At 53.8% G+C, this 26613-nt stretch carries 22 protein-coding genes; 14 read left to right on the top strand and 8 right to left on the bottom strand.

Features of this window, described 5'->3' with window-relative positions:
- Positions 1–16: 16 nt before the first annotated feature.
- The 10 genes from HMPREF3066_RS07140 to HMPREF3066_RS13340 all read left to right on the top strand — a co-directional run bounded on the left by HMPREF3066_RS07140 (position 17) and on the right by HMPREF3066_RS13340 (position 13731).
- On the top strand, positions 17–4075 hold the full coding sequence (locus tag HMPREF3066_RS07140) for a phage tail tape measure protein (protein WP_070441568.1): 4059 nt from the start codon (positions 17–19) through the stop codon (positions 4073–4075).
- Between the two features lie 100 nt (positions 4076–4175).
- Positions 4176–4580, top strand: coding sequence for a hypothetical protein (locus HMPREF3066_RS07135; RefSeq protein ID WP_070441565.1), 405 nt, complete (start codon positions 4176–4178; stop codon positions 4578–4580).
- Positions 4581–4625: 45 nt separating this feature from the next.
- The gene (locus HMPREF3066_RS07130; protein ID WP_070441562.1) at positions 4626–6458 is read left to right on the top strand and encodes a hypothetical protein; all 1833 of its coding nucleotides are present in this window, start codon (positions 4626–4628) and stop codon (positions 6456–6458) included.
- Between the two features lie 9 nt (positions 6459–6467).
- Positions 6468–8156 (top strand): hypothetical protein, encoded by a 1689-nt coding sequence (locus tag HMPREF3066_RS07125; RefSeq protein ID WP_070441559.1) that lies wholly within the window; start codon positions 6468–6470, stop codon positions 8154–8156.
- Positions 8157–8286: 130 nt separating this feature from the next.
- A complete protein-coding gene (locus tag HMPREF3066_RS07120) occupies positions 8287–8823 on the top strand; it encodes a hypothetical protein (RefSeq protein WP_016687362.1) in 537 nt (178 codons plus the stop codon).
- A 90-nt stretch (positions 8824–8913) separates the two neighbouring features.
- Complete coding sequence (locus HMPREF3066_RS07115; RefSeq protein WP_070441556.1) at positions 8914–9819, top strand: hypothetical protein; 906 nt, start codon at positions 8914–8916, stop codon at positions 9817–9819.
- Entirely contained in the window at positions 9820–10194 is a 375-nt protein-coding gene (locus tag HMPREF3066_RS07110; protein WP_070441553.1) for a hypothetical protein, read from the top strand. It begins immediately after the preceding gene.
- A gap of 11 nt (positions 10195–10205) precedes the next feature.
- Positions 10206–12086 carry a hypothetical protein gene (locus HMPREF3066_RS07105; RefSeq protein WP_070441550.1) on the top strand — a complete coding sequence of 627 codons (1881 nt, stop codon included), beginning with the start codon at positions 10206–10208 and terminating at the stop codon, positions 12084–12086.
- A 77-nt stretch (positions 12087–12163) separates the two neighbouring features.
- Entirely contained in the window at positions 12164–12394 is a 231-nt protein-coding gene (locus tag HMPREF3066_RS07100) for a hypothetical protein (protein WP_070441689.1), read from the top strand.
- 74 nt (positions 12395–12468) lie between these two features.
- On the top strand, positions 12469–13731 hold the full coding sequence (locus HMPREF3066_RS13340; RefSeq protein WP_070441547.1) for a hypothetical protein: 1263 nt from the start codon (positions 12469–12471) through the stop codon (positions 13729–13731).
- Between the two features lie 11 nt (positions 13732–13742).
- On the opposite strand, the gene HMPREF3066_RS13140 is transcribed toward HMPREF3066_RS13340, so the two are convergent.
- On the bottom strand, positions 13743–13898 hold the full coding sequence (locus tag HMPREF3066_RS13140; protein WP_168160660.1) for a hypothetical protein: 156 nt from the start codon (positions 13896–13898) through the stop codon (positions 13743–13745).
- A 28-nt stretch (positions 13899–13926) separates the two neighbouring features.
- Here HMPREF3066_RS13140 and HMPREF3066_RS12335 point away from each other — a divergent pair, with 28 nt between their 5' ends.
- The 3 genes from HMPREF3066_RS12335 to HMPREF3066_RS07085 all read left to right on the top strand — a co-directional run bounded on the left by HMPREF3066_RS12335 (position 13927) and on the right by HMPREF3066_RS07085 (position 15209).
- Complete coding sequence (locus HMPREF3066_RS12335; RefSeq protein ID WP_081452104.1) at positions 13927–14040, top strand: Com family DNA-binding transcriptional regulator; 114 nt, start codon at positions 13927–13929, stop codon at positions 14038–14040.
- An 81-nt stretch (positions 14041–14121) separates the two neighbouring features.
- Entirely contained in the window at positions 14122–14901 is a 780-nt protein-coding gene (locus HMPREF3066_RS07090) for a DNA adenine methylase (protein ID WP_083286421.1), read from the top strand.
- An 86-nt stretch (positions 14902–14987) separates the two neighbouring features.
- On the top strand, positions 14988–15209 hold the full coding sequence (locus HMPREF3066_RS07085; protein WP_083286420.1) for an IS3 family transposase: 222 nt from the start codon (positions 14988–14990) through the stop codon (positions 15207–15209).
- 80 nt (positions 15210–15289) lie between these two features.
- Here HMPREF3066_RS07085 and greA read toward each other — a convergent pair whose 3' ends face one another.
- Both greA and HMPREF3066_RS07075 read right to left on the bottom strand, forming a co-directional pair.
- The gene (gene greA, locus HMPREF3066_RS07080; protein WP_003742680.1) at positions 15290–15766 is read right to left on the bottom strand and encodes a transcription elongation factor GreA; all 477 of its coding nucleotides are present in this window, start codon (positions 15764–15766) and stop codon (positions 15290–15292) included.
- 199 nt (positions 15767–15965) lie between these two features.
- Positions 15966–19106 carry a DNA translocase FtsK gene (locus HMPREF3066_RS07075; protein ID WP_070441544.1) on the bottom strand — a complete coding sequence of 1047 codons (3141 nt, stop codon included), beginning with the start codon at positions 19104–19106 and terminating at the stop codon, positions 15966–15968.
- 148 nt (positions 19107–19254) lie between these two features.
- On the opposite strand from HMPREF3066_RS07075, the gene HMPREF3066_RS07070 reads away from it, so the two are divergent.
- Entirely contained in the window at positions 19255–19932 is a 678-nt protein-coding gene (locus tag HMPREF3066_RS07070; RefSeq protein ID WP_070441542.1) for an energy-coupling factor ABC transporter permease, read from the top strand.
- A gap of 57 nt (positions 19933–19989) precedes the next feature.
- Here HMPREF3066_RS07070 and HMPREF3066_RS07065 read toward each other — a convergent pair whose 3' ends face one another.
- The 5 genes from HMPREF3066_RS07065 to HMPREF3066_RS07045 form a co-directional block, all read right to left on the bottom strand.
- Positions 19990–21765 (bottom strand): assimilatory sulfite reductase (NADPH) flavoprotein subunit, encoded by a 1776-nt coding sequence (locus HMPREF3066_RS07065; protein WP_070441539.1) that lies wholly within the window; start codon positions 21763–21765, stop codon positions 19990–19992.
- 512 nt (positions 21766–22277) lie between these two features.
- On the bottom strand, positions 22278–23660 hold the full coding sequence (locus tag HMPREF3066_RS07060) for a phosphomannomutase/phosphoglucomutase (protein WP_070441536.1): 1383 nt from the start codon (positions 23658–23660) through the stop codon (positions 22278–22280).
- Between the two features lie 121 nt (positions 23661–23781).
- Positions 23782–24615: a KPN_02809 family neutral zinc metallopeptidase gene (ypfJ, locus tag HMPREF3066_RS07055; RefSeq protein ID WP_070441533.1), complete on the bottom strand. Its 834-nt coding sequence runs from the start codon at positions 24613–24615 to the stop codon at positions 23782–23784.
- A gap of 143 nt (positions 24616–24758) precedes the next feature.
- On the bottom strand, positions 24759–25193 hold the full coding sequence (locus HMPREF3066_RS07050; protein WP_070441530.1) for a hypothetical protein: 435 nt from the start codon (positions 25191–25193) through the stop codon (positions 24759–24761).
- A complete protein-coding gene (locus tag HMPREF3066_RS07045; RefSeq protein ID WP_070441527.1) occupies positions 25186–26493 on the bottom strand; it encodes a homoserine dehydrogenase in 1308 nt (435 codons plus the stop codon). The genes HMPREF3066_RS07050 and HMPREF3066_RS07045 overlap by 8 nt, the downstream gene beginning before the upstream one ends.
- Between the last annotated feature and the right edge of the window lie 120 nt (positions 26494–26613).

Genomic DNA, 26613 nt, shown 5'->3' with positions numbered 1-26613 from the left:
CAAAGGTATCAAAATAATGGCGAATATTCAAGCAGGTTTAGAGATTAAAGCAGGTGTTTCCGGTGCCGAAAACATCGACGCGCTGGCGCAGTCCATCGAGGCGGCGGGCATCGATACGGGCAAACTGACGGAAGAAGCAAAAGAGCTGGGCGCGACGCTGGCGAAAGCCCAGGCGCAACAGGCGGCGATTGCGGAATACAAGGCTTTGTCGGCGGAATTGGACAATACCGCCAAAGAAATGCGTGCGCTGGACGAACTGACCGCAACGCTCGAGAAATCCATGCGCGGCGGCGGTACGCAGCAACAGCAAGCGGATCTGGCGAAACTACGCGCCGAATCCGAACGGCTGGCAAAAAGCGAAACCGAGCTGACAGGCAAGCTGTATGCCGCCCGCGATGCGATGTCGGTGTCTGGGGTGTCCGTCAAAAACCTTGCTGCCGAAGAGGCGCGCCTGTCGTCCGAATCCGCCGCCGCAACGGCGCAGCTCGACCGCCTGACCGCCGAAGCGCAAACCCTAAAGGCGATTGCCGATGCCAAAATCCAGCTCGGTATCGATACCGACGACAAGGCGCGTCAGGAAATCCAAAAGACCAAAGACGCCTACGAGCTGCTCAAAGACAGCGGCACGCTCTCGCACGAGGAATTGGCGCGGGCGGCGCAGTTGCAGGAAGGCAAGGTGCGCGAGCTTGAAGCCAGCTTGAAAGGCGTGAAGCCGTCTATTACCGAGGTCGCTTCGGAGATTCAGGGCTTGGTCGGCGGTGCGGGCGGCTTGGCGTTTGCCACCCGCGAGGCGATGAAGTTTGAAACCGCGATGGCGGGCGTGAAAAAAGTCGCCGAAGGCACGGATGAGCAGTACGCCCAACTTTCAGACGAGCTGAAGAAAATGGGCGCCGAATTGGGCATTTCCGCCGCCGAAATGGCGGATCTTGCCGCAGCGGGCGGACAGCTTGGCATCCCGATTGAGAAGTTGTCGGAATTTACCGCCATCGCGTCCAAGATGTCGGTTGCCTTTGGGATGAGCGCGGAAGAGGCGGGAAATGCCGCCGCGACGATTGCTAACGTGTTCCAGCTCCCAATCGGCGAGGTCGAGAAGCTCGGCGATGCCATCAACGTTTTGGGCAACAATACCGCCGCGCGTGAAAAAGACATTGTTGCGGCGATGGCGCGTATCGGCGGTACAGCCAAGCAGTTCGGGCTTGCCGCCGACGAAGCCGCCGCGCTTGCCGACGCCTTTATCGCATTGGGCAAACCGCCAGAAGTGGCGGCGACCGCCATCAATGCGCTGTTGCAAAAACTGCAAACGGCGCAAAGCCAGGGCAAGGGTTTCCAAGACGCGCTCGCGTCCATCGGTACGTCCGCCGACGAGATGGCGGCCAATATCGCCGCCAATCCGCAGCAGGCTCTGACCGAGTTCCTGCATAAACTCGAAGGCTTGGACAAACAAAGCCGCGCCCTGACGCTCTCGCAACTCTTCGGTACCGAGTACAGCGACGACATCGCGCTTCTGGTCGGCTCGCTCGGCGAATACGAAAAGGCTTTGGGCTTGGTCGCCGACAAAGGACAAGTCGTCGGCGCGATGCAAAAAGAAGTGGCAAACGCCATGTCCACCAGCGAGGCGCAGATTGCCAAAGCCAAGCAAGAAATCGTCAACGTTGCCATCGAAGTCGGCGAAAAGCTGCTGCCTTTGGTGTCTTTGTTGGCGAGTACGGTGGGCGGCGTTGCCGGTGCGGTCGGCGCAATTACGGAAGAGTTCCCCGTTTTGACGCAGCTTGCCGCGCTGTTTGCGGCGGGAGCCGTTGCCGTCAAAGCTTATGAAGCGGCTGTCCGCCTGACGGGCGGCGCGGTATCGGCATCGTTTGCAACCCAGCGCGTCAGTATCGAAGCAACCAAGACATCTATCCTGTCGACCACTGCCGCTGCGCGAGAGCTGGGCATCGCGCTCAAATCTGCCGCTGCCGGCAACGGCTTCGGCAACGGAGCGGCTGCTGCGGGTGTGTTGGCGCAAAACCTTAAACTGGCGGCGGCCAATGCAGGATTGTTGGCTGCTGCCGCCACTGCCGGATGGGGTGTGGGTGAATGGCTGCGCGAAAATACCGATTTTGCCAAGATTTTTGGCGATAGCCTCGGGCGCGTACTCGCCATGTTGGACAGTTTCTTTACAACAGGCAGTCTGGACAAATACCGCGAACATTTCAAAACCGAAGCGCAAATCAAACGCGAACTGGAGGAAGCGGATAAAAAGGCGCAAGAAGCCGCCGAAAAAGCCGCCGCCGCCAAGAAAAAGGCAGCCGAAGAGGAAGCCGCCGCCGTCAAAGCACTGCAAGCCGAATATCGTGCTTCCGCCGCCGAACAGGCGGCGTTGGAGCGCAGTATGGCCGCCTTGCGTGCCGACGGGCGCGAAACTGGCGATTTTTATAGCGAGCTGGCGGTCAAGCTGGAAAACGTGCGTACCAAAACCGCCGACCTGAAGGCAGAACTTGACAAGAAAAACATCAAAATCAGCGCGGACACGGGCGAACTTGCCGAGGCGCAAAAAGCCCTTGAATCTTTGGGGTTGACGGCGGAAGAAGTCACCACCGGTCTGAGTAAGAAAGCGTCGGAAGGGATTGCCAACTTTTCCACCGCCGCTGCCAAGTTTGGCAATGATGCCGAGCAGATGTCCCGTGTGTTTCAGGCGGCATTAAAGCAGATGGACAGCCCGGAAGCGGTCGAAAAACTGAAAGCCGCCTTGGAAGACGCGGGCAAACAGGCAGGTATGACCGCCGAGGAAATTAAAAAAATCGGCGATGCCGCGCCTGTTGCGTCCGATAAGGTTGCCGACGCATTTTCCAAAATCGGCGTGGACAGCAAAGCCGTGATGACCGGCATCAGCAGCGACGCACGTCAGGCGTTTGCCGACTTTAAGGACGCTTCCGAACAGGCAGCAGCAGCGGGTCAGAAAGATGCCAAGCTGATGCAGGCGGCGTTTGAGCAGATGATGGGCAAACTCAAAAGCAAGGAGGAGTTCGCCGAGTTCCAGCACCAGCTCAAAGCCAGCGGCGACGCGGCACTGTTGACGCAGGAGCAGCTTGCCCGTTTGGGCGACGCGGCTTCAGGCGGCGCAGAAAAAGCCAAAGCCGCCTATCAAGGGCTGAACGATACCGCCGCGCAGGCGGGCGAGGCTGCCAAAAACGCCCACAACAAAGGCGCGCAGGCGGCGGAAAGCCATGCCCAATCCGTCAGCAAGGTGGTCAAGGCAAACGACGATGCAGCGGCGAGTGCGGAAAAGGCGGCGGCAGCGACCGAAAAAGCCGCCAAAGCCGTAACCGACTACGGCTACCGGCTTAGTCAGACGGGCGGCTACGTCAAGTTCAACAACGAACAGCTTGAATTGATGAACCAAAAATTCAGGGGCGTCAAAATCGGTATGGAAGCAACGCTGCAAATCGGGCGCATGAAGGACTACACCCAGCAGATTTACCTTGCCAACTCCGCCATGCAGCGGTTGAGCGACGCAACGGCGCAGGGCGCGTTGACACAGGGTGTGTTGAACGATGCAGCCAGTGCGGCTGCGGCGGCTGCCGACAAGCTGGGCAATACCGAGCTGACCAAGTTTCGCAATGCGATTGCTGACGCGCAACGTCGTCTGAATGCGCTGCGCCAAGAGGCAAGCGACGCGACGCGCGCCCTTGAGGCGGAACTTGCCGAACTCAACGGCAACGCCGAGGCGGGCTACGCTTTACAGCAGGAGAAAAAGCTGCGCGAGCTGAATCAGAAACTGGCAAACGCCAAGCAACTGGGACAGGGCGACATTGCCCGCGAATACCAGCGTCAAATCGAGCTGCAACAGCAGATTTACGACCGCCAACGCAACAAACGCGCCGAATCAGCCGCGCAGGAACGCGCCCGCAGCCAAAACACGGCAAGCGGCAGCAACAACGTGGCACGCCAGTTGCAGCAAATCAGCAATCCGCAGGTCAACGTCAATATAGACGAGCTTAACCGCCTGTTGACGCAACGTGACGAAGCAGTCGCCAACAGGGCGGTCGGCAGCCTGATGACCCAACTGGAAAACTCGTTCAAGCGGACGAGTTAATTCAAGCGGCAAATACAAACCCGACTGCAACCATGCCAAGCCCCGATTTTCGGGGATTTTGCTTTAATGGGGTTTTATATTTAGGCAAAGGTCGTCTGAAATGGCTGATTGGATTTTGAAGCGCAAAGACACCGGCGCAACCGTCCGCCTGCCGCAGGATATGCGCTGGGAAGATGAATTTTCGTGGAATAAGGTGGCGCAGGCCGCGCCGCAACGCACCTTGTCGGGCGGATTGGTGATCCAGCAGGGCATCAAGGCAAACGGCCGCCCGATTACGTTGTCGGGCGATTGGGTATGGCTGGACTTGGGGTCTTTGCGCACTTTACGCGATTGGACGGACGTCCCCGAATTGGAAATGACGCTGACGCATTACGACGGACGCGAATTTAATGTTGTTTGGCGAACGCATGACGCGGCTTTGGGCAGCGTCGAGCCGGTGCGTTATTCAACGCCCGAGGCAGACAGCGAACGATACACCGCCAAGCTCTGCCTGATGACGTTTTAAGGTCGTCTGAAAGCAGGTTTAAATAGGATTTAAAAAGGTTTCAAAATGGAAAAAACAACGCGCCTGACGCAACAGGATTTGCAGATTTACCCCAGCCAGCGCATGACCGATACGCCTGACGGCGGAGGTCTGATGGTCGGGCAGCCGCTGACGGGCGAGGATAACGAGATTTTTCCGCCTGTTTCGGACGTTGACCGCACGATGGGCAGTTTGGACGCCCGTTTGCTCTACCCTGCCGTCCTGCGCAACGACTCCGAGCCGCTCTATGGCGGGCATTTTGTCATTACCGAGCCGCCGACCTCTGAAAACGTGTCTTTCTTGGCGTTTAAGGCGCGCAACTACGGCGAGAGCCGCGCAGACATTATGCCGCGTATCGAGGCTTATTCCGTACCGACAGTGGAAAGCCGCATGACGCTGATGGGGCGGCATTTGGCGGGCGTGCGCCTTGTGCAGGCATATCAGCGCGAAGAAGCCCCGCTGCCTAAAGTGGGCGAGCGGTACTGTCTGCAACACGAAGACAAAACCAATGCCAAGACCGAGCGGATTACCGAATATTTCCGCATCGCCAATCTGACGCACGAAATGCGGACGTTTGAAATTCCCCTGCCGAGCGGGCAGACCAAAGAAATCCGCCGCCGTGTCGTCAAAATGGAAACCACCAACCCACTGACACGCGATTTTGATGGTGTCGATTACCCGGTCGAAGGGTATGCAGGCAACAAGGTCAAGATTTTGGAGACGCAGGTCGCCGATTCAGCAAGCTATTACGGCGTCAAACCCGTTTCAGACGACCTTAAGGCGGGCGACGCATCGCTGACGGTTGCCAGTATCTACGAAAAGCTGGTTCCCACTTCGACGGTGGAGACGCCGTATGCCGACCAATATCCCGTCGCGGGTGATATGTGGGTGGCTGCCGCGCCTGAAAAACAGGTGTTTAGCGGGTATGTATCGGGCGGTACGCTGACGATGCCCCATTCGCTCCTGCCGGGCAGCATCAAAATCGGCAATTACAAAGACAACGCGCAGGGGCAGCTTATCTCCGGTGACAACATCATCCAAGCGGATTATGAAAAAGGCCGTCTGAGCGGCATCCCAAACGGGACTTATACCGTTTCCGCCATCCCCGCCGCCAAATCGTCGGCGGCCCGGTTTGCCTTTGCCGTTGAAATCAAAGAGACCAACCAAGGCACGGCGTTTGCGCCGCTGCTGACCCCCGCCCCCGCTGCGGGTAGCCTGAAAGTGTCGTTTATGGCGTTGGGCGTTTGGTATCTGCTCGCCGATTCGGGCGACGGCGTGTTGCGCGATGAAGCAGGCAAGGCGGTAGGCACGGTGTCGTCAACTACCGGCTCTGTCGTGCTTAATCTGCCCGTCCTGCCCGATGTCGGCAGCCGCCTTGTGTTCCAATGGGGCGGGATTTCGGGGTTTGCCTCGTCCGACGGCGGCAAGACCGGGACGGCAGCGACGCCAAAACCTGCCGAAAGCAAATGCACCTATGGCTTGGGTCATCCCATCAAGCCGGGTACGTTGGTGTTGACTTGGCAGGATGGCGGTACGAAAACCGCCCGCGACGACGGCAACGGCAGTCTGACGGGTGATATGCAGGGGTCGGTGGATTACCTCAACGGCGTGATTTCAACCGAACGCTACATCAACAGCAATACAGTCGAGTACACCTGCGAAGAGACGCGCCGAATCAGCGCAAGCGTGGTCGGCGGCGCAGGCTACGGCATGACGGCGGAGGATAAGGGAGCGCATTGGGAGCTGGTATTCAAGGATGCTACGCCTAATCAGTCGGTCTTCAGATTGGATGTCAAGGGACAAGTTTCTGAAGAGACAGAGTACACGGTGCCGAATTGGTATGGCGCAGCGGTTAGATAGGAGATAAAAATGGCGATTTCTGCCGGAAAAGAAATTAAATCAGGTACGGCGCGTATCAGTCTGCTCGCAGTCAAAGGCGGCTGGAAAGCGGGTAAAAACACTGTGCAGGGTATCCGCTGGGACGGCGACAAGCTGATTGTGCCTAAATCCGCGTTGCGGGTGGAGGCGTTGGCTTGGGCGACCAAGTCCTATTCGACCTTGGGTGCCGCATGGCGCGCTCAGGAAAAAGACGCGACCGCCAAGAAAACCGTCGATATGTCCTTCAGCGATTGGAATGCGGAATTTTTGTCCGCCGACTCGTCCCACGCCAAGCCCCGAAGCGGGCGTCTGGCAGGCGGGCTGACATTTAATGTCTTGATTGACTTTGACCAAGGCAGCACCTGCGTCTTTAATTCGTGGTCTTTTTCAGACGGCACGACCGAAATCGTCGAATACGGCGGCACGCTTTATAAAAACTGGGATGCGGCTAAAGGCAGCGGCGAAAATATCGGCACATTGTCCGCCGCCGGCGAAGTGTCTATCAACGACCCTGCCGTCAAATTTCAAAGCCTCAAGGTAACGGGCGGGGTTGTCCGCTTGCCGCAGGTTAAGATTTTCTCTTATGCAGGGCGCACGCCCGCCGCTCCGGTCAAGCCCGAAAGCTTTACCGTTTATGCCAACAACGGCGACATCGTCGGACGCAGCAATGCGGAAGGAAATATCGAAGGCGGCATCACGGGGAAAATAGACTACGAAACAGGGTTCTATGAAATCAACCGCACCGAAGGTTTTTATCCCGAGGATTTGCGATACAACGCCGTAACCCAAGACAACCTGCCCTTGGATTCGTCGATTATCGGCATCGATGCCGTGCGCCTGCCTGCCGACGGGCGCGTCCCTGTGTTCCGCAAGGGCGACATGATTGTGATTTCCAACCGTCTCAAGCAGGATTTGGGCAGCGCGTTTACCGCCGCCCAGAAAATCACGCTCAACCGACAAAACCTCGACCGCCTCTGCTTGGTCGACAGCAAGGGCAAACACGTCCTTGCCGAAAAATACACGGCAGACTTAAAGGCTGGCAGTATTACTTTTGCCGAGCCGTTGGACTTGTCTCAATACACCATGCCGCTGACCGCCGTTTGCGCGTGGGAAGAAGAAAACCGCATTACGGGCGTCGATATTTCGGGTCGTCTGAAACTGCAATTTGCCATTTCGCGCACCTACCCCAAAGCAGGGACTTACGTTTCATCCGCCCTGATCGGCGGCGATTTGCTGGTACGCGCGACCGAGCCTTTCTCGCAACAGGCATGGGACGGCGTTTGGGCGGATTCGCGCCGCGGCGATCCGATTCTGGCAAAGGCCAATGTCAAAGACTACCCGATCAAACTCGCCAGCAACGGCGCGATTACCGAGCGTTGGCTGATTAAATTCACCACTGCCAACCAATTCGAGCTATACGGCGAGCAGCTCGGTTTGGTGGCAAAAAGCGATACCCTGACCGACCTCGCCCCCGCCAATCCTGCTACGGGCAAGCCGTACTTCACGATTAAATCGACAGCGTTCGGTGGCGGCTGGTCTGCTCAAAACTGCATCCGTTTCAATACCTACGGCACGCCGCTTCCCGTGTGGATTTTACGCAGCGTCCAGCCCTCGCCCGACAGGCAGGAAGGGCGCGACGGCTTTACCGCCTGCCTGCGTGGGAATACAGTGGCGGAATAGGAGGCGGATAAGCAAAAGGTCGTCTGAAACTTGGAATCATGGTTTCAGACGACCTTTTATACCGCTTGTTTATTTTTAATGCCGTTTAATTTAAAATGCTGTTGATATTTTTTTAAACGGAGTAATAAGAATGAAAAAAATTATATTAATAGCTACGTTAACTGCGATTGTGGCAAGCGGCTTGGCGGGCTGCGGGAAAAGTAAAGAAGAAATCGAACTGGAGCGCGAAAAGATTGCATTACAGCGAGAAAAGTTACAACAACTTCGAGAATCGAAACAAGATAGACCGATTGCTGCACCGCAGCCCGAAAAAATGGAGGTACAGACAAAAAAAGACGTTCAGCCAGAACCTGCACGGGAGAATGTAACGGTCAATGTCAACCAGGCGGAGCAGCAGGTGGAAGTTAGACGGGTAAGTAAAGCTGTCATGATTTCAAACGCCAAAACATACTTTTCCGAGAGTGTGCTGCGAAGTGTCGAGGCGCGTTATAAGGACGGAGAAAGTATTTTGTGTGGAGAGGTACTTTGGGATAAAGCCAACTGGCGGCGGTTTGTACAAGTCAATTCATACAATGACAAAGACGGCAAAATAATGACGCAAACCTATTTCGACAAAGATTATTCGCACGAATTTTCAGACACCATATGGCGAGAATATTGCCGCTGATACAAGTATCCGACTGCAACCATGCCACGCCCCGATTTTCGGGGCTTTTGCTTTAATAAGGCTTTATTTTTAAAGCAAAGGTCGTCTGAAATGTTTAATACTGAAAAGGTGCCGGTCAAGGTTTATCGTTGGGATGATGAAGGTGCGCCGAAGGTGTTGCCTGCAGAAGGGGATATTAAGACCATTTTAAAAGCTTGTCTGGTAACGGGCTATGGCGAAAATGAAAACCGCAAAGAGCCGCTGGGCTGGGAAATGCTATTTGAAAACGGCAACGACGCCTGCTTTAGGAGTAAACATGATAAGTCAACAAAATGGGCATTGGGTGTGCATGGTAAAGCAGATTATGGGGGATGCAACGTTGTCGCGCTGAAAAATCCCGTATCTGCTAAAAAAGGCGAAATTGAAGTCGATCAGGAATCTGGAAATATAAAGTTTGCTTACGCCAATTACAGTGGTCTTGATCGGGATAGTCAGATAAAGTGGGTTGTGGTTGGGCATGAGCGTACATTTTTATTGGTGATTCTGAATGAATATTATTCGACCATTTGCCCGCATTTGTACTTTGGAGATTTTCCGAGTTTGGCTGCTGCTGATAGCAATAACTGTATTTTGTCTTTTGTCGGATCCAATAGATATTTGAACAGCGGAACAAACCCTGTTTATAACCTCATCGTCCGCGACTATAAGGGCGATGAGGCAATATCGGCTGATTATTTGTTCAAATCCGTTGGCACACAGGTGGTAAATTATCCAAACCCGGTAACCATGGGGTTTTGCGCCGACGATATATATCTTTCAGAGCGTAAAAATAGTGATGGTAAGCTGAGAGGATTGCTTTCCGGCTTGTGGATTACGATGGAACTCATGCCCCAAAGTAATGAGGTGGAGTTTGGTAAGATTTATAATAATTTAGATGGTGCCGAAGGGAAATGGATGTATTTCAGAGGGTTTAATGCCCGAGGTTTTTTGGTAAATCTGAAAGAATGGGAAATCTAAATGGCTGATTTGATTTTTAAAAGCCGCACTGTAACTAAATTCGGCGTGCGTCGCTCAAAAATCGAAAACCATGCCGTCAAAAGCCGTTCCATCCGCTCTCCTCATGTCAAATACGGCGGGCGCGGTTATATCGCCGGAGAGGCGGAGGGTATTGTTACCGTTGGCGGGCAACCTGCCTCAAGGCGCATCTACCTGTTCGCCCGCTCCAATATGGAGTGCATTGCCGATACTTGGAGCAAAGACGACGGCAGCTACCGCTTCGACCGCCTGAAGGAGGACGAGGAGTATCTGATGGTGGCGACGGATTATAAAAAGCAATACGAGCCTGTCTCCTATGATTTCATCAAGCCCTACGTCGATACTGACGGCGGATAAGGTCGTCTGAAATGTCTGACGATAAATCCAAAACCTATGCCGATTCCGCGCGGATTCCGCTGCCTTTCGGGGCGTTGATTTCGGAGCGTAAGCCGTCAAACCGGCTGGCAATCCCGTTTACCCGACCGCTGCGCCATATTACAGCTGGCGATGCGGTCGCGCCGATTGAGCCGCCTAAGCCCAAACCGCCCGAACCTTACGCGCCGCCGGCAGGCTATGCCGCTGTATCGGGTGAGTGGGGGTTTGTTTTACATGAGGCGGGGACGGGGTCGGCTTGTTTGTCCGGTGGTTTTGCGGGCGGTAGCGCGGCGATCGGAATGGCGGGCGTATCGGTTGAGGCTGTTGATGTTGCCCATTGTTTTCAGACGACCTTTGAGGGAGTGACCGCGCTTGAAGGTCGTCTGAAAGCGCAGTCCGAGCCGTCGTTTGCGGTTACTGCGTGCGCGGACGGAGTTCAAAGCGCGATGGACGGGCTGGACGGCTGCTCCGGTTTGAGTACGACAGGCAGCCTGTTTTTGACGGGCTGTGGCGGCGACACGCAGGCTGCTCAGGCGGGCGAGTTATTGGAAGCCCACGCGGACAGTACGTTTTCAGACGACGCTTTATTGGTTGGCTGCCTGCAATCGGACATCCTTGAGGCAGCGGATTTGGTGTGTTGTTTCAGCCCTGAATCCCTGCCTGCCGTTACCGTACCTTGCGAATACTATGAGATTCCGGTCGAGCCGGAACCCGTCCCCGAAACCTACGTCTGCGGTATCCGCCCGCCGTCAAACCGCCTTGCTCTGCGGTTTTACCGTAGGAAAATTGCGCACGACCCGCGCCATATTCCGCTGCCGTTCGCCTGTTTCGATACGGCAAAAACCCCTGTTTTAAACGGATACATCATGAAAAATACCGTCAAAGCCACGGCGGACGGGCAGCCGATTGAGTTGTTTTCCGCCTCGTTTACCGCCGATACGGGCGGCTACTGCTGGCAAGGCAGCCTGACCGTTTCGCCCGAGGATTTCGCCAAAATCAACCCCGACGCACACGCAAAGGGCGAGGAAGCGCAAATCAAGGTGCAAATCAATGCGGACACTTTTGTCATCCTTGCCGAGGATTACAGCGACAACCGCCGCTTCGGGCAAAAAAGCTATACGGTAACGGGCAGGAGCGTTACCGCCCGCTTGGGCGCTGACTACGCCCCAAAAGGCAGCGGCACATACCGCAACCCTATCTACGCGCAACAAATCGCCACGGAGGTCTTGAGGCCGACTGGCGTGGGATTGGACGGATGGACGATGGCGGATTGGCTGATTCCTGCCGACGTGTACGCATTGACGGACAAGACGCCGATGGCGGTATTGCAAGAGCTGGCGCAAGCGGCGGGCGGGTTTATTGAGAGCGACCGCGCCAAGCCTGTCCTAAGATTTAAGCCTAAGTGGCGGACGGCAGCTTGGGAGGTGGCGCAGGCGGCAGCAGACGTTACCGTGCCTGCCAGTGTGATTTACAGCATCAGCGGGCAGCGTAATGTGTCCGAGCGGGCGAACGGGATTTATGTTTGGCCGAGCCATAATAAGGGCAAAGGCGCGGACGTGTACCGCAACGGCAGCAACCGCGAGCCGCGCGCCTCCGCGTTGACCCACGCGCTTTATACCGACCAACCTGTTTTGCTGGCCGCAGGTGTTGCCGCCTTGAGCGCGACGGGCGTCCACAAGCGCGAGACCGTGTCTTTGCCTGTGTCAGACAAATACGCGATTCCGATGGCTAATTTGGGCGAGATTTGGCAAATCAGCGAGCCGTCAGGCAACTGGCAGGGCGTGGTTGTTGGCGTATCGGTCGAGATCAAAATCGAAAACGACGCGCCTGTCGTTACTCAAAATGTAAGCATCGACCGCTATTTGGACGATTAAAGCCGCTTTAAAAATGCTTTAAAGGTCGTCTGAAAGCCATGTTCAGACGACCTTTTATCTATTTGTTGGGGGTAAAAATGACCAATCTGTATCAAAACCTGACGGCACTGCTCAACCGCGAGCAGCGCGGCATCGCCAAAATAACGGGCGATTTGGGCGGCGGCTCATGGGCGGCGCAAACGCAAAGCGGCGGGAATATCGTTTTGAGCGGTCAGGCTGCTTTGAATCAACGTGTTTTCTACGACATTCGCACCAACCGCATCATCAGCCAAGCCCCCGACGCTGCTGTTTTGGAGTTGGGCGTGTAGTGTTGAGTGCAGGCTCGCCGCCTGCACCTGTCGCGTGAGTTCGTAAAATTATGATTATTTTATAAGGAGTTGGCATGAGAACGGAAACGCTTGGGATTAATACGAGCGATATTTTGAAGTATGAGGCAACGCAACTGACCCGAGTCAAAGTAAAAGCAGCGGAAGGTACCAAGGCTGGCAGTTGGGTTGATTTTTCGCTGCGCGGTGCAAAACTGGTGGCGTTGACCGATGAGCAAGACGGTTACGTTCTTGTGCAGCCGCATAACTGCATTATTGACCTTAAATATTGTGCCAAACCTAAGAATCTTGATGAGATTTTGCAGCAAGGCGACCGTTGCGGCATCCGTTACTTCGGTGTGCCGACGGCGCAGGGGCAGTCTCCGGCAGTAAGTCCAAAACCTGCGCGACCGCCCGCACAGCCTGAGCCACCACAACCCACTCAACCGCCCGCACCGGTGAAACCGTTGGTGCGCAGTCTTAATTTCTTCGGCGACTCGACAAATGCGAGACTTGGCGACCAAGCTATTAATCTCGCTAAAGCGGATGATTTGCCAGTTATCAACAATGCCGCAGGCGGCAGCTTGGCATCCTATGCGCTTATGTCGATGAACGGCAGCCCGGTTGAAATTAAATTCAGCGTTGACACGATTCCTGCGAAGGGGCGGAATGTTTTCATCGATGCCGAACTGGTTTACGGCGAAGGTGTGACACCATTTAGTTTGCATTCGACCATTGTAATCATTGGAGACAACATCGAAGCATCTGTCGTGGGACAAACTGCAAATGTCAAAGTCTACCCACGTGACGAACAGGCTCACAGCATTGTTGTTGGACAGCAATACCCAGTCAAGCTAAAAAACAATGGTGGTACTGATGGCATCTGCGTCCTTGCCACTGGCAAAAACGATGTTAACGGCGCTAACTGGAGCAATTGGCAGGCAGCGTTAGAGCGTGTTAAAGGGTACATTCAAAAATGTATCGCCCTTGTACAGCCAAAAGATACACCTCGATATATTATCTTGCCTATTTGGGCTGATAACAAACCGGGCTGGTCTAAAGAAGAACATCCTTACCGCCATCAGCTTAAAGATGAGCTAAACAATTGGATACGCACAACATACGGCGCAAACGTATATGACATTGAAGCTTATATGCTGTCAGAGCAGATTTGGACGGATACTGGAATCACGCCAAATGAGGCTGACAAACAGGCTCAAAAAGACGGTATCATGCCGTTATCTCTGTCGTATGATGGAGGAGCGCATTTCTTGCCGGCAGTAGAAACTATCATTGCCGGTAAGATTATCGCCAAGGCTAAAGAGCTGAAATATCTGTAAATTCTTAAAATTTAAAGGTCGTCTGATTTCAGACGACCTTTAAAAGGGAGATTGAAAAAATCAAGTGGGACGGCGACGTAGCGGTGCGGCAACACCGCTACGCCAGCCAAGCAGTTCGCGGCTGCATTGACTTCTAAGGCCGCCTTAGTCTCTAGAGACCGGGGCATTCTATCCGTGATATGGGAGTGAGTGCAAATGCAAATTTATCGGGAGTTGCGCTGCAAATTCTGCGGCAAATTACTGGCAAAAGGCAGCGGTTTCGTGCAAATAAAATGCACACGCTGCAAAAATATTAATTCTTTCAGTTGATTATAAAATCGAAGAATGCCGTTGAGCATCATATTAATTCTGTTCCGAGCGTCCCGAATGCCGCAAATTAGGAGTATATATATGATGCAAAAAACACAACAAACTCTACCGATTATCCCTTGGATGGGCGGCAAACGACGATTGGCAAAACACCTGTTGCCCATGTTCCCCGAGCATTCTTGTTATGTCGAGCTGTTTGCCGGCGGCGCGGCGTTGTTCTTTCTGCGCCCAACGCCTGCTAAAGTAGAGGTACTCAACGACATCAACGGACAGCTCATCAACCTGTACCGCGTGGTACAACACCATTTCGACGAGTTCGTCCGCCAGTTTGAGTGGACACTGACAAGCCGAGAGGTCTTTGCCCGCCTGCAAAGCACGCCGCCTGATTGCATGACCGATATTCAACGAGCTGCCCGGTTCTTCTACCTTCAACACAACGCCTTCGGCGGCAAGACCGTCCATCAACATTTTGGTACGGCCACCACCTCAAAAGCTTGGGACGCGTCGCAGATTGAGGTTAAATTAAAGGCTGCTAAAGACCGTTTAAAAGGTGTTTATATCGAGAATGAATCGTGGGATCGTTGCTTCAAACGATATGACCGTGAGCACACCTTCTTCTATGCAGACCCACCATATTGGCAGACCGCAGGCTATGACCAATCATTTGGCTGGGAGCAGTATGAATTACTGGCCAAGGTGATGGCAGAGAGTAAAGGTAAGGTCATGTTATCAATTAATGACCACCCTGATATTAGGGAATTGTTTAAAGATTTCCGTATCACTCAACTTGAATTGGCTTATACGGTCGGAAGAAATAAAACTGGTAAAACCAGTGGAGAATTGGTCGTATGTAATTGGTAAAATAAAAAGCGACGGTAGCGTCGCTTTTCTTATTTCTCATCATCCGATATAGTGCAAAAGCTGGCGAAACTTTCGCAGAGCCTAGAGTGCAAAAGTTACTGCAACAAAGTGCAAAAGTCGGCGGCGGCTTACACTTCTTTGCGGTGTTGAAGACGGAGTGTTTCTATAACGCAGGAAAATTGACGGTGGACGAATTGATGAAGCAGATAGATGACTATATGGATTACTACAACCGGGAGCGTTGCAGTTTGAAGTTGAAAAAGCTGAGTCCTGTCGCATACAGAACCCAGCTTGCACAGAGCGCCTGAATAGGCTTTTATGAGTGTCCAAGATTTGGGGGCCAGTTCAATTTTCAGACGACCTTTTATATTAATAATATTCAGGGCAATCAGATATATTGAACCGAAATAATGTCGTATTCGCGTACACCACCAGGGGCTTGTACTTCAGCGACATCGCCTTCCTCTTTGCCGATTAGGGCTCGGGCAATGGGGGAGCCGACGTAGATTTTGCCTTCTTTGATGTCTGCTTCGTCTTCGCCGACGATTTGATAGGTAACGTGTTCTTCGGTTTCCAAATCTTCCAGCGTTACGGTCGTGCCGAAGACGATTTTGCCTTCTGCGTGGATTTCAGCGGGATTGATGATGTGCGCCATGGACAATTTGTGTTCCAACTCGGAAATTCGTCCTTCGATAAAGCCTTGTTTTTCTTTGGCAGCTTCGTATTCTGCGTTTTCGGACAAGTCGCCGTGCGAACGGGCTTCGGCGATGGCTTCGATGATTTCGGGGCGGGCGACGCTTTTGAGGCGTTGCAATTCTTGTTTGAGCAATTCTGCGCCGCGTACGGTCAATGGAATTTTTTGCATGGTTTGTCTTCTCCGCAAAAGCGTTTGGGCTGCTTTTGCTTGGTAAATATGCGGTAAATATAATCCGCAAAAAATGAAAATAAAAATACAAGCCGCCTAAATCTCGGCGGCTTGTCTGTGTAAGAATGAATGGCGGTATTGTACCAAAATCAGGGGAAACTGCAACGGCAATCGGCTTTTTCCCTGCTCTGGTGTGGCTTTAGTCCAAATGTTCGCTGCTTTGCGCCAAAACGGTACGGTTGCCGTTGGTTTCGGCAGGCGAAACGATGCCGTCTGCTTCCATTTGGTCAATCAGGCGGGCGGCGCGGTTGTAGCCGATGCGTAATTGACGCTGAATGCCGGAAATGCTGGCTTTGCGCGTTTTCAGAACGACAGAGACGGCATCGTCATACATCGGATCAACTTCGCTGTCGCTGCTGCGGCTGATACCCGGCAGATCGTCGGTTGTGCCGCTCATCAGAATATCGTCGATGTAATCGGGTTCGCCGAATTGTTTCAAATATTCGACTACGCGGTGTACTTCGTCGTCTGAAGCGAATGCGCCGTGGACGCGTTGCGGATAACCTGTACCAGGCGGCAGGAACAGCATATCGCCTTGTCCGAGCAGGTTTTCCGCGCCCATTTGGTCGAGAATCGTACGGCTGTCGATTTTGCTGGATACTTGGAAGGCGATGCGTGTCGGGATGTTGGCTTTAATCAGACCTGTGATGACATCGACGCTGGGGCGTTGTGTGGCAAGAATCAAATGGATGCCTGCTGCGCGGGCTTTTTGGGCAAGGCGGGCAATCAGTTCTTCGATTTTCTTGCCTGCGGTCATCATCAAATCGGCGAACTCGTCAACCACGACTACGATAAACGGCAGTTTTTCCAAAGGTTCAGGATCGTCAGGCGTCAGGCTGAACGGGTTGGCAATTTTCATGCCTTGTGTGGCAGCTTCCATGATTTTTTGATTGAAGCCAGCAAGGTTGCGAACGCCTACATGGCTCATCAGACGATAGCGTTTTTCCATTTCGTTGACGCACCAGTTGAGCGCATTGGCCGCCAGCTTCATATCGGTAACGACAGGCGCGAGCAGGTGCGGAATGCCTTCGTAAATGCTCAATTCCAGCATTTTCGGGTCAATCATAATCATGCGCACGTCTTCAGGCGTTGCTTTGAAGAGCATAGATAAAATCATGGCATTAACGCCGACCGATTTACCCGAACCGGTTGTGCCGGCAACCAACAAATGCGGTGCTTTGCCCAAGTCGGTAACGACGGGCTGACCGGTAATGTCCTGACCGAGCGCGAGCGTCAGCTTGGATTTGGATTCGGCAAACGCGGGCGAATTGAAGATTTCGCTCAGGCGTATCATTTGGCGTTTCGGGTTCGGCAGCTCCAAGCCCATGCAGGTTTTGCCGGGTATGGTTTCGACGACGCGGATAGAGGCAACACCGAGCGAACGGGCAAGGTCTTTTTCAAGGTTTATAACCGAATTGCCGCGCACGCCGACATCAGGTTCGATTTCGTAACGCGTAATCACCGGACCGGAATAGGAATCCACGACTTTGACTTTGACCTTAAATTCTGCCAGTTTCTCTTCGATGGTGATGCTGTTGTTTAACAATTCTTCTTCGGTCTGCGTGGCGGCCAGGTCGAATTGGGGCGGGAGGAGCAGGGCGGTAGTCGGCAGATGGATGCTGTTCGTCTGCGGGGCGGTGAGGTCGTCTGAAGCCGCGTCCCAATCATCGTCGCCGTCAAACCACGGTGTTTCATTGGTTTCAATGTTTTCAGACGACGTTTGCTCGTGTGGCAGGTCGCGTCCGAATACATCCGCGGTATCGTTGTCTGTTTCGGAATCAACGTCCTTAATTGTGTCGCTTGCCGATTCGCGAATCAGGTAATCATGTATAGAGATTTCCGGATTGTTGCTGATGTGTGCGTTAACTTCCGACTCAAATACGGAAACGGACGGATGATTACGGAACACGGGTGGTTCGGGAATGTCGATTTTGTTTTCGGGTAAATCGAATTTGGGCGGTTTCGGAATATCGACCGCAGGTGCCGGTACGGGTGGTACGGGAGGCGGTTCGATGACGGTTGCGTCAGGAGCGGGCGGCCGGGAAATAAAAGTGTTTTCACGAACGGCGCGGGACAGTTTGGCGGGAACCGCCGCTTTTCGGCTGAGAACAGGAGCTTGGCTTCTTGCTGTAAAGGATGAGGTGGGTTTCGCCGTTGATTGTTCAACACTTTCTGCTTCTTGTTTAGACAGTTGACGACGGGTTATTTTTTCTGCGGCAGCTTCGGAGTGCTTGAGTGTGCGGCGGCGGTTTGCAGGCAGTTTCAGATTGGCAAAAATATCTTCATCTTCAATAATTTGAGGCTGGTATCCGCGCACAGGGGCAACGGCTGCGGCAAGTTTGTCGCGAGCGGCACGGCGCATGGCGAGATTGTTTTGGATGTCGATGACGTTGATTTCGTCTTTTTGACCGTAATAGTTGGCCGTAGAGGGGATGGATTCACGTTCGGCAGTACGCAAAGCGGTTTGTGCCGTTTCGATATGGGGACGGCCGGCTTTTTCCAGATGGATGCTATCCACATAAGATTTGACGCGTTCGCGCGTACGGCGTAAGACAGGGTCGTTGAAATCAATGACTTCCAAACCTTTCATCGGTGTAACCGATGTCCGTACCAAACGGATTTCCGGTTCGCTTTCAGTAGTGATGGCAACGGGGTTTTGTTTGGCGGTTTGATGCTCTTCCCATTCTTGGACGGCAGCTTCAGTCAGCGAGCGGGTGGCTTCTTCCAAAGTAATCTCTTCGAAGGCACCGCCTGTTACCAAGCCGGGCGTATATTCCGGCGTATCGGACGTTTCGAACGGTACGATTTCCGGATATTGCTCAGGTTTGTGGGCATTTGGACGGACTTTTTTGGGGGGGATGTCGGGTGTTTGGGGAAATTCAGGCTCGTGGAGGTATTCCGGCTCGAAATCGGTTTCAGACGACGTTTCGTATGCGGGCGATGAATCTGCCGCATCTTCTTGTACGGAAGGGGAAACTTGGAATGCGCCCATAGCCTCCGCCAGCGAGCTTGGAGAGAAAGAGGAGTCGTCTGAAAGCGTTTGCATACGTTTCTTGTAGTCGTGTTGCGCAGCCAAAAGACGCAGGCGGGCGATGGTTTTGTTGCCTGCGGTTTTTGCTTCTTCCGTAAGTTCGTACGCTGCGTCCGGATTTTCGTCAAAATCCCTGCCGCGTTTCAGACGGACCAGCTCGCGTTCCCAATCTTGTTCTTGTTTTTTGTGCAGTAAAAACACGATGCCGATGGCAAGCAATAAAATAATAATCAGCACGCTCCACAACATATTGAAATTTTCCCGAGTCAAAAAAGCAAAGTCCGTTATTCTAACGCTTTTCAGGATGAAACAAAACCGACAAGGCTTTGTTTCCTTTCGGTTGTGCGAATCCACTATAATCAGGTCGTCTGAAACGCTTTTTAAACATTGAGGATATATGCTTTTCCAAACGGGATGGTTTTCGGGTTTGATTTTGGCCGCTGCGTGGTGCGTGTTGGTTTTATTGTTGGCATTATCCGCGCCGAAGGCTTATCGTGATTTTCGAAAACATGGTTCGGCAGCCGCATTGGCAGGGATTATTTTGGCGTCGGTCTGGAGCTTGAATGCCACCCCTGACGGCGGGCAGCTTGCGGGGATGAGTTACCATCTTTTGGCGGTCAACCTGATTGCCTTGATGCTCGGTGTCCCGCTGGCATTTTGGGTCTGTGCGTTGCTGTATTTGCCCTATGTTTGGATATTTGGCTCAGATTGGCAGGCTTATCCGGTCAATGCGCTTGCGTTGTTTCTGCCTGCGCTGGCGGTCAATTTGCTGTCGCGCGCCTGGGTCAACCGGCTTCCCGCCAATATTTTTATCTTCATTTTTGTCAATGGTTTTTTAGCATCCGCAGCGGGTATGCTGCTGACCGGGGGTGTTTTGGTCGGCATATTGGACAGGGTGCGGGCTTTTCCTGAAACGGCATTGTGGAGTATGGCATTTCCCGTGTTTTTCCTCATTGCATGGGCGGAGGCGTTTTTAAGCGGTATTACCGCCGCTATTTTTATTGCGTTAAGGCCGCAGTGGATTAATACGTTTGATGACGGACGCTACCTGAAACCGTCGAATAAGATTTGGTAAAAGGTCGTCTGAAAACCGGATTTTGGCTTTTCAGACGACCTTTCGTTTGGGGCGGTATCAATAAACGTCGCGTTGGTAGCGTTTGTCTTCGCGCATTTCGTTGAGATAGTCTTCGGCATCGTCGCGGCTGAGTTTGCCTTGGGTTTCGATGACGTTGAGCAGGGAGGTTTCTACGTCGCGTGCCATGCGGATGGCGTCGCCGCAGACGTAGAGGTGTGCGCCTTGTTGCAGCCAGTTCCAGACTTCGGCGGCGTGTTCGGCGATTTTGTGTTGGACATAGACTTTGTGTTCGCCTTGCCTGCTCCATGCCAAGTCGGCACGGGTGAGTATGCCGTCTTTGCGGTAATCGCTCCATTCAAGCTGGTAGAGGAAGTCGTCGGCGAGGCGTTGATTGCCGAAGATGAGCCAGTTTTTGCCGTTGTCGCCGTTGGCGGCGCGTTGTTGCATGAAGGCGCGGAAGGGGGCGATGCCTGTGCCTGCGCCTATCATGATGACGGGGGTGTCGCCGTTGGCGGGCAGGCGGAAATTGGGGTTGGGTTCGACGAAGACGCGTACTTCGCCGCCTTCTTCAAGGCGTTCGCCCAGATAGCCTGAGGCTGCGCCGGTGTAGGTGTTGCCGTGGTGTTCGAAGCGGACGACGCCGACGGTCAGGTGAACTTCTTCGCCGACTTCGTCTTGCGCGGAGGCGATGGAGTAAAGGCGCGGGGTTTGGGGGCGGAACAGTTGGAACAAGGTTTGCGCGTCCAGCGGATGGGGGTGGGCGGCGAAGATGCCGACGGGCGGGGTAGCGGCGAGGTAGGCGTCCAATCGGGTTTTGTCGGCGGCTGTGGTTTTGAGTTCTTCGCTACCGGACAATTCGGCGTATTGCTGCACGAGTGCCGGTGTGTTTTGCGTGATGTCGGCGGACTCGGTCAGGGCGGTGCGGATGTCGGTTTCGAGGTCGTCTGAAAGGCGGATTTTTTCTTCGCCGCTTAATTGGTGCAAATCAAGGATTTCTTGAACCAAAGCGGGAGCGTTGAGCGGGAGTACGCCCAATGCGTCGCCTGCCTGATAGTGCAGTCCGGAACCAGACAGGTCGATTTCGATGTGCTCCACGTCTTTTTCGGCGGAGCGGGACGTGATTTTTTGGCGGACGGACAGGGTGGCGGTATAGGGTTTGTCTTTGGTATAGACAGTACCTGCGGTTTGAAGGGCGGCAGGTGTTGCAACGGATGCTGCGGCGGTTTGCACGGCAAGCTCGGCAACTAGGGGGACGACGGCTTCTATCCACGCGTCGGCGGCACTTTGGAACTCTAAATCGCAGATGCCCAAGTCGTTCAGACGACGTGCGCCCAGTTCGGCGAATTTGGCGTCAAAGTCTTTGCCCGCTTGGCAGAAATTGGGATAGGAAGAATCGCCCAAACCTAAAACGGCAAAAGTGAGTTTGCCCAAATTGGGGGCTTTTTTGCCGAAGACGAATTTATACAGCGGCAGGGCTTCTTCGGGCGGCTCGCCCTCGCCTTGCGTGGATGTTACCAATAACACGATGTCTTCATCGGGTAGGGTTTTGCTTTTGAAGTCCCCCGCGCTGCTCAATACGGCTTCTACGCCGGCGGTTTTGAGTTTGGCGTGCAGGGATTCGGCCACGCCGCGCGCATTGCCCGTTTGCGAGGCGGATAAGACCAACACGCGTCGCGCGGTGGCGGCAACGGCAGCAGCAGCGGAAACACCCAAACTGCCCGCCGCCCCTTGACTTTGCGCCCAGCAGTAGCCGGAAAGCCAAGCGAGCTGTGTAGGCGAGAGGGCGGCGAGTTGTGCGGAAAGTTCGATGGGAAGCGGGTTGGCTGGGGTCATGTCGGTTCCTTTGTGCGGACGGCTGCTTGAGGCAGAACGTTTGCCTGCGCGGCTTTAATTGTTTGGTTGAATGGTGATTTTTCTGAAAACAGTGGCGATACTGTAAACAGGTCGTCTGAAAAACGGAAAGAATGCTTGGTTTTAATTTAATGCGATTTCGTTATATTCCGGATTGGGAGAGGGGGAGAGAAATGGTGATGGGGTTGGGTTTCAGACGATCTGGCTATCATCTTTCAGATTGGCAAAATATGAATGGATAAGAAATTTTTTAAATGAAATTAGTGGTTTTATTGCGTATCGCCGCCGACGGTTTGGATAAGGCAAAAAATATTCTGTCCAATCCTGCAAAATAACCGATGATCCGAATTGTGCAGAATATTTTTGCAAAGGCAGCGGGCATTTGAAGGGGAGTGAACTAAAGCTGAATTTTGTATGATCAGATAGAAAAGGTCGTCTGAAAACCTGTAATATCGGTTTTCAGACGACCTTTCGAGCTTTAAAGCGTTAACCGTTTACAGCGGCCATTTCAGCGCGGGATTGCTTTCGATGACGGCTTTAAACTGATTTTGAATCCGCCCGATGGCTTCGTCGGAATCTGCCTCGAAACGCAGCACCAAAATCGGCGTGGTATTGGAGGCGCGCATCAGACCGAAGCCGTCGGGGAATTCTACGCGCAGGCCGTCGATGGTGATGATTTCGGTCGCGCCTTCGAATTTGGCTTTGGCGGCGAGTTCGTCGATAACCTGATGGCCGTTGCTGCCTTCGGGCAGGTCGATGTTGAGTTCGGGCGTGGAAATGCTTTGCGGCAGGCTGTTCAACACTTCGGACGGATTGTCGAAGGCAGACAGGATTTCCAAGAGGCGCGCGCCGGCGTACATGCCGTCGTCGAAGCCGAACCAGCGTTCTTTGAAGAAGATGTGTCCGCTCATTTCGCCGGCAACCAGCGCGCCGGTTTTTTTCATGGTGGACTTGATGAAGCTGTGGCCGGTTTTTTCCATGACGGCTTCGCCGCCGTGTTCTTTAATCCACGGAGCCAGCAGGCGGGTGGATTTGACGTCGAAGATGACTTTCGCGCCGGGGTTGCGGCTCAAAACGTCTTGGGCGAACAGCATGAGCTGGCGGTCGGGATAGATGATGTTGCCGTCTTTGGTGACGACGCCCAAGCGGTCGGCATCGCCGTCAAAAGCCAAGCCGATTTCGGCGTCGCTGTTTTTCAGCGCGGCAATCAAATCTTGCAGGTTTTTGGGTTTGGAAGGGTCGGGATGGTGGTTGGGGAAATTGCCGTCCACTTCGCAGAAAAGTTCGGTCACTTCGTTGCCCAAACCTTTGTAGAGTTTGCCCGCGAATGCGCCGCCTACGCCGTTGCCCGCGTCGATGGCGATTTTCATGGGGCGTTTGAGTTTGACGTGGCCGACGATATTGTTGTGGTATTCGCCGGAGATGTCTTTTTCGGTTACGCTGCCTTGTTTGTCGGCGGCAACAAAACCGTCTTTTTCAACAATGGCTAAAAGTTCTTGAATGGCTTCGCCTGCGAGCGTGTCGCCGCCGAGCATCATTTTGAAGCCGTTGTAATCGGGCGGGTTGTGGCTGCCGGTAATCATCACGCCGCTGCCGCCGCATTCGTTGATGGCGGCGAAATAAAGCATGGGGGTAGCGACCATGCCGACATTGAGGACGTCGATGCCGCTGTCGGTAAAGCCGCGCTGGATGTGTTCCATCAGTTCGGGACCGCTCAAGCGTCCGTCGCGTCCGAGTGCGATGCGGGTAATGCCTTTTTCGGCGGCTCGGGTGGCGATGGCTTTGCCGATAAGGTAGGCGGCTTCGTTGGTCAGGGTTTTGCCGACAATGCCTCGGATGTCGTAGGCTTTGAAGATGTCGCGGGCAATGTTTGCCATGATGGTTTCCTTTGTGATTGTGAATGGAAAACGGGCTTATTCTAACATAGGCAAAGGTCGTCTGAAGGCTTTCAGACGACCTTTGGGGGTTATATCAAATAACCATTCACTGCGGTTTCAATCAATTGCCGAAAGTGTTGCATTGATTGATGTCGCCACTTTCCAAACCGCGTTTGAGCCATGCCATGCGCTGTTCGGACGAGCCGTGTGTAAAGCTGTCGGGAACAACATAGCCCTGTCCCTCTTTCTGCAGGCGGTCGTCGCCGACGGATTCGGCAGCCAGCATGGCTTTAGTGATGTCTTCGGGTTTGAAGATATTATTGTTGACGGCGTAATGCCCCCAAATGCCCGCGTAGCAGTCTGCCTGCAATTCGAGTTTGACGGAAAGGGCATTGGCTTCTTTTTTGCCGACCTGCTGCTGCATTCTGTGGACTTTGGGCAGGATACCGAGCAGGTTTTGGACGTGGTGCCCGACTTCGTGTGCGATAACGTAGGCAAACGCGGCATCGCTGGCGGAATTGAGTTTGGTCTGCATATCCCTATAAAAATCTAAGTCGAGATAGACTTTTTTGTCGCCCGGGCAGTAAAACGGCCCCATTGCCGATTGGCCCATGCCGCAGGCGGTGGATGTACCGCCGTTGTATAACACCAGCGTGGTCGGGGTGTAGGTCCGTCCGATTTGTTTGAAATAGCTGCCCCAAGCTTTTTCCGTATCGGCGAGGACGACGCGGGCGAGTTCGTTCAGCTCGGCTTCTTCCTGAGGTTTGAGTTGGGAGGTTTGGGTTGAACCCGTACCCATGGAAGGCGTGCCGACCAAGCCGCTCAAATCGACGCCGTAATAAGCGCCGATCAAAACGACGATGATGCCGAGGATGCCGGGCGTTCTACCGCCGCCGCCGCCGTTGCCGCGTCGGTCTTCTACGTTTTGACTCTGTTCGCGTCCTTTCCAATCCATCTTGTGTGTTCCTTGTTGTGAAGTGATATGGGGCGGATTATACCGTGAAGCGGTAGAGTGATGTCCGCCTATATGAGAAAAGGTCGTCTGAAAACACCAAACGGAGTTTTTTCAGACAACCTTTTTGCCATGTCAAAACCGGATTATTCCGCCTTCAAACCTGCCACACACTGCCTGTCGCGATCTTCAAACGCTTGCGCGCCGCCGAGCAGGTTGAGCTGCTCTTGCGAGCTGAGTTTGCCCAATGAACGGATTTGCTCTTCGGAAAGTTTGTCCAAAGGCTTGTCCCACATACAGGTGCAGTAATCGGCGGCGAGTTTGCTGTTGTTTGAATCCAAGCCTCTTGCTTTCAAATCGTTTTGCCATTTTTCGGCAAAGGGGATGTTTTTCACGCAAGATTCAAAGATGTTCTGCTTAGCCTGCGGTTTGGACATGGCGCATTGCGAGAGCAGGGCAGTCGCGGAGAGCAATGCCAAAATGACCCACGCCCAAATGCGGATGGTGCGGATTTTGGCTTTCGCTTTTTTACGCGCTGCGGCTTGCTCTTCGGCGGACATTTCGTTTTTCGGCTCAGTCATGCAGGCTTTCCATGCGGATCATGGTGATCGGTTTTTCCACGCAGCTTAATGCTTCGATGGCGGCAATGGCGCGCTTGATGTTTTTCTCGACCGTGCTGTGGGTCAGAATCACGATTTCGGCGGTGGTTTGGTCGATCACGCCTTTTTGGATTAAGGCTTCGATGGACACGTTTTCTTTTGCCAAAAGCGCGGCGATTTGCCCCAGCGTGCCCGGTTCGTCTTTGGCTTGGACGCGCAGGTAGTAGCTGCTGGTGATTTCGTCCATAGGCAGGATGGTTTGCGCTTGGACTTGGGTGGGCTGGAACGCCAGATGCGGTACGCGGTGGCCGGTATCGGCTTCAATCAGGCGGGCGATGTCGATGATGTCGGCGACGACGGCGGAAGCAGTCGGCAATGCGCCCGCGCCCGCGCCGTAATATAAGGTTTCGCCAACCATATCGGCGTTGACGCGCACGGCGTTCATCACGCCGTTGACGTTTGCCAAGAGGTGGCTTTCGGGAATCAGGGTCGGATGGACGCGCAATTCGATGCCTTTGTCGGTTTTGCGGGTAATGCCCAGAAGTTTGATGCGGTAGCCGAGTTCTTCGGCGTATTTGATGTCGCGGCTGTCGAGTTTGCTGATGCCTTCGAGGTAGCAGGCGGGGAAGTTCATCGGCGTGCCGAATGCCAGCGCGCTCATGATAGTAATTTTGTGGCCTGCGTCGTTGCCTTCGATGTCGAAGGTTGGATCGGCTTCGGCGTAGCCTAATGCCTGCGCTTCTTTCAATACGTCGGCAAACGCGCTGCCTTTTTCGCGCATTTCGGAGAGGATGAAGTTGCTGGTGCCGTTGATGATGCCGGCGATGCTGCGGATGCGGTTGGCGGCGAGGCCTTCGCGCAGGGCTTTGATAATCGGGATGCCGCCTGCTACTGCCGCTTCAAATTGCACCATGACGTTTTTTTCTTCCGCCAGCGGGAAGATTTCGTTGCCGTATTCGGCGAGCAGTTTTTTGTTGGCGGTAACGATATGTTTGCCGTTTTCAATGGCTTTCAACACAGCGTCTTTGGCGATGCCGGTACCGCCGAACAATTCGACGACGACATCGACGTCTTCACGCGCGACCAGTTCGAACGGGTCTTTGACGAAGGCTGCGGACGGACAGGTTTGGCGGGCTTTTTCTTCGCTCAAGTCGCATACGGCACTGATGCGCACTTCGCGTCCCAAACGGCGGCTGATTTCCGCCGCATTGTCCTGCAACACGGCAGCCGTACCGCCGCCGACCGTACCTAAACCTAAAAGACCGATGTTTACTGGCTTCATTGTGCCTCCTTGTGAGCCGATTTTCTTAAATCAAAAAGTAAAAACAGAAATTCAGAAAGCCTGAAACGTGACGCCGCCGCAGGGGATTGATATAGTGGATTAACTTTAAATCAGGACAAG

It is taken from the genome of Neisseria sp. HMSC03D10 (genome assembly GCF_001807625.1).
Taxonomy (GTDB): Bacteria; Pseudomonadota; Gammaproteobacteria; order Burkholderiales; family Neisseriaceae; genus Neisseria; species Neisseria mucosa.
The sequence above is the reverse complement of the archived record's forward strand: the minus strand, read 5'-3'. Positions and strand labels throughout refer to the sequence as shown.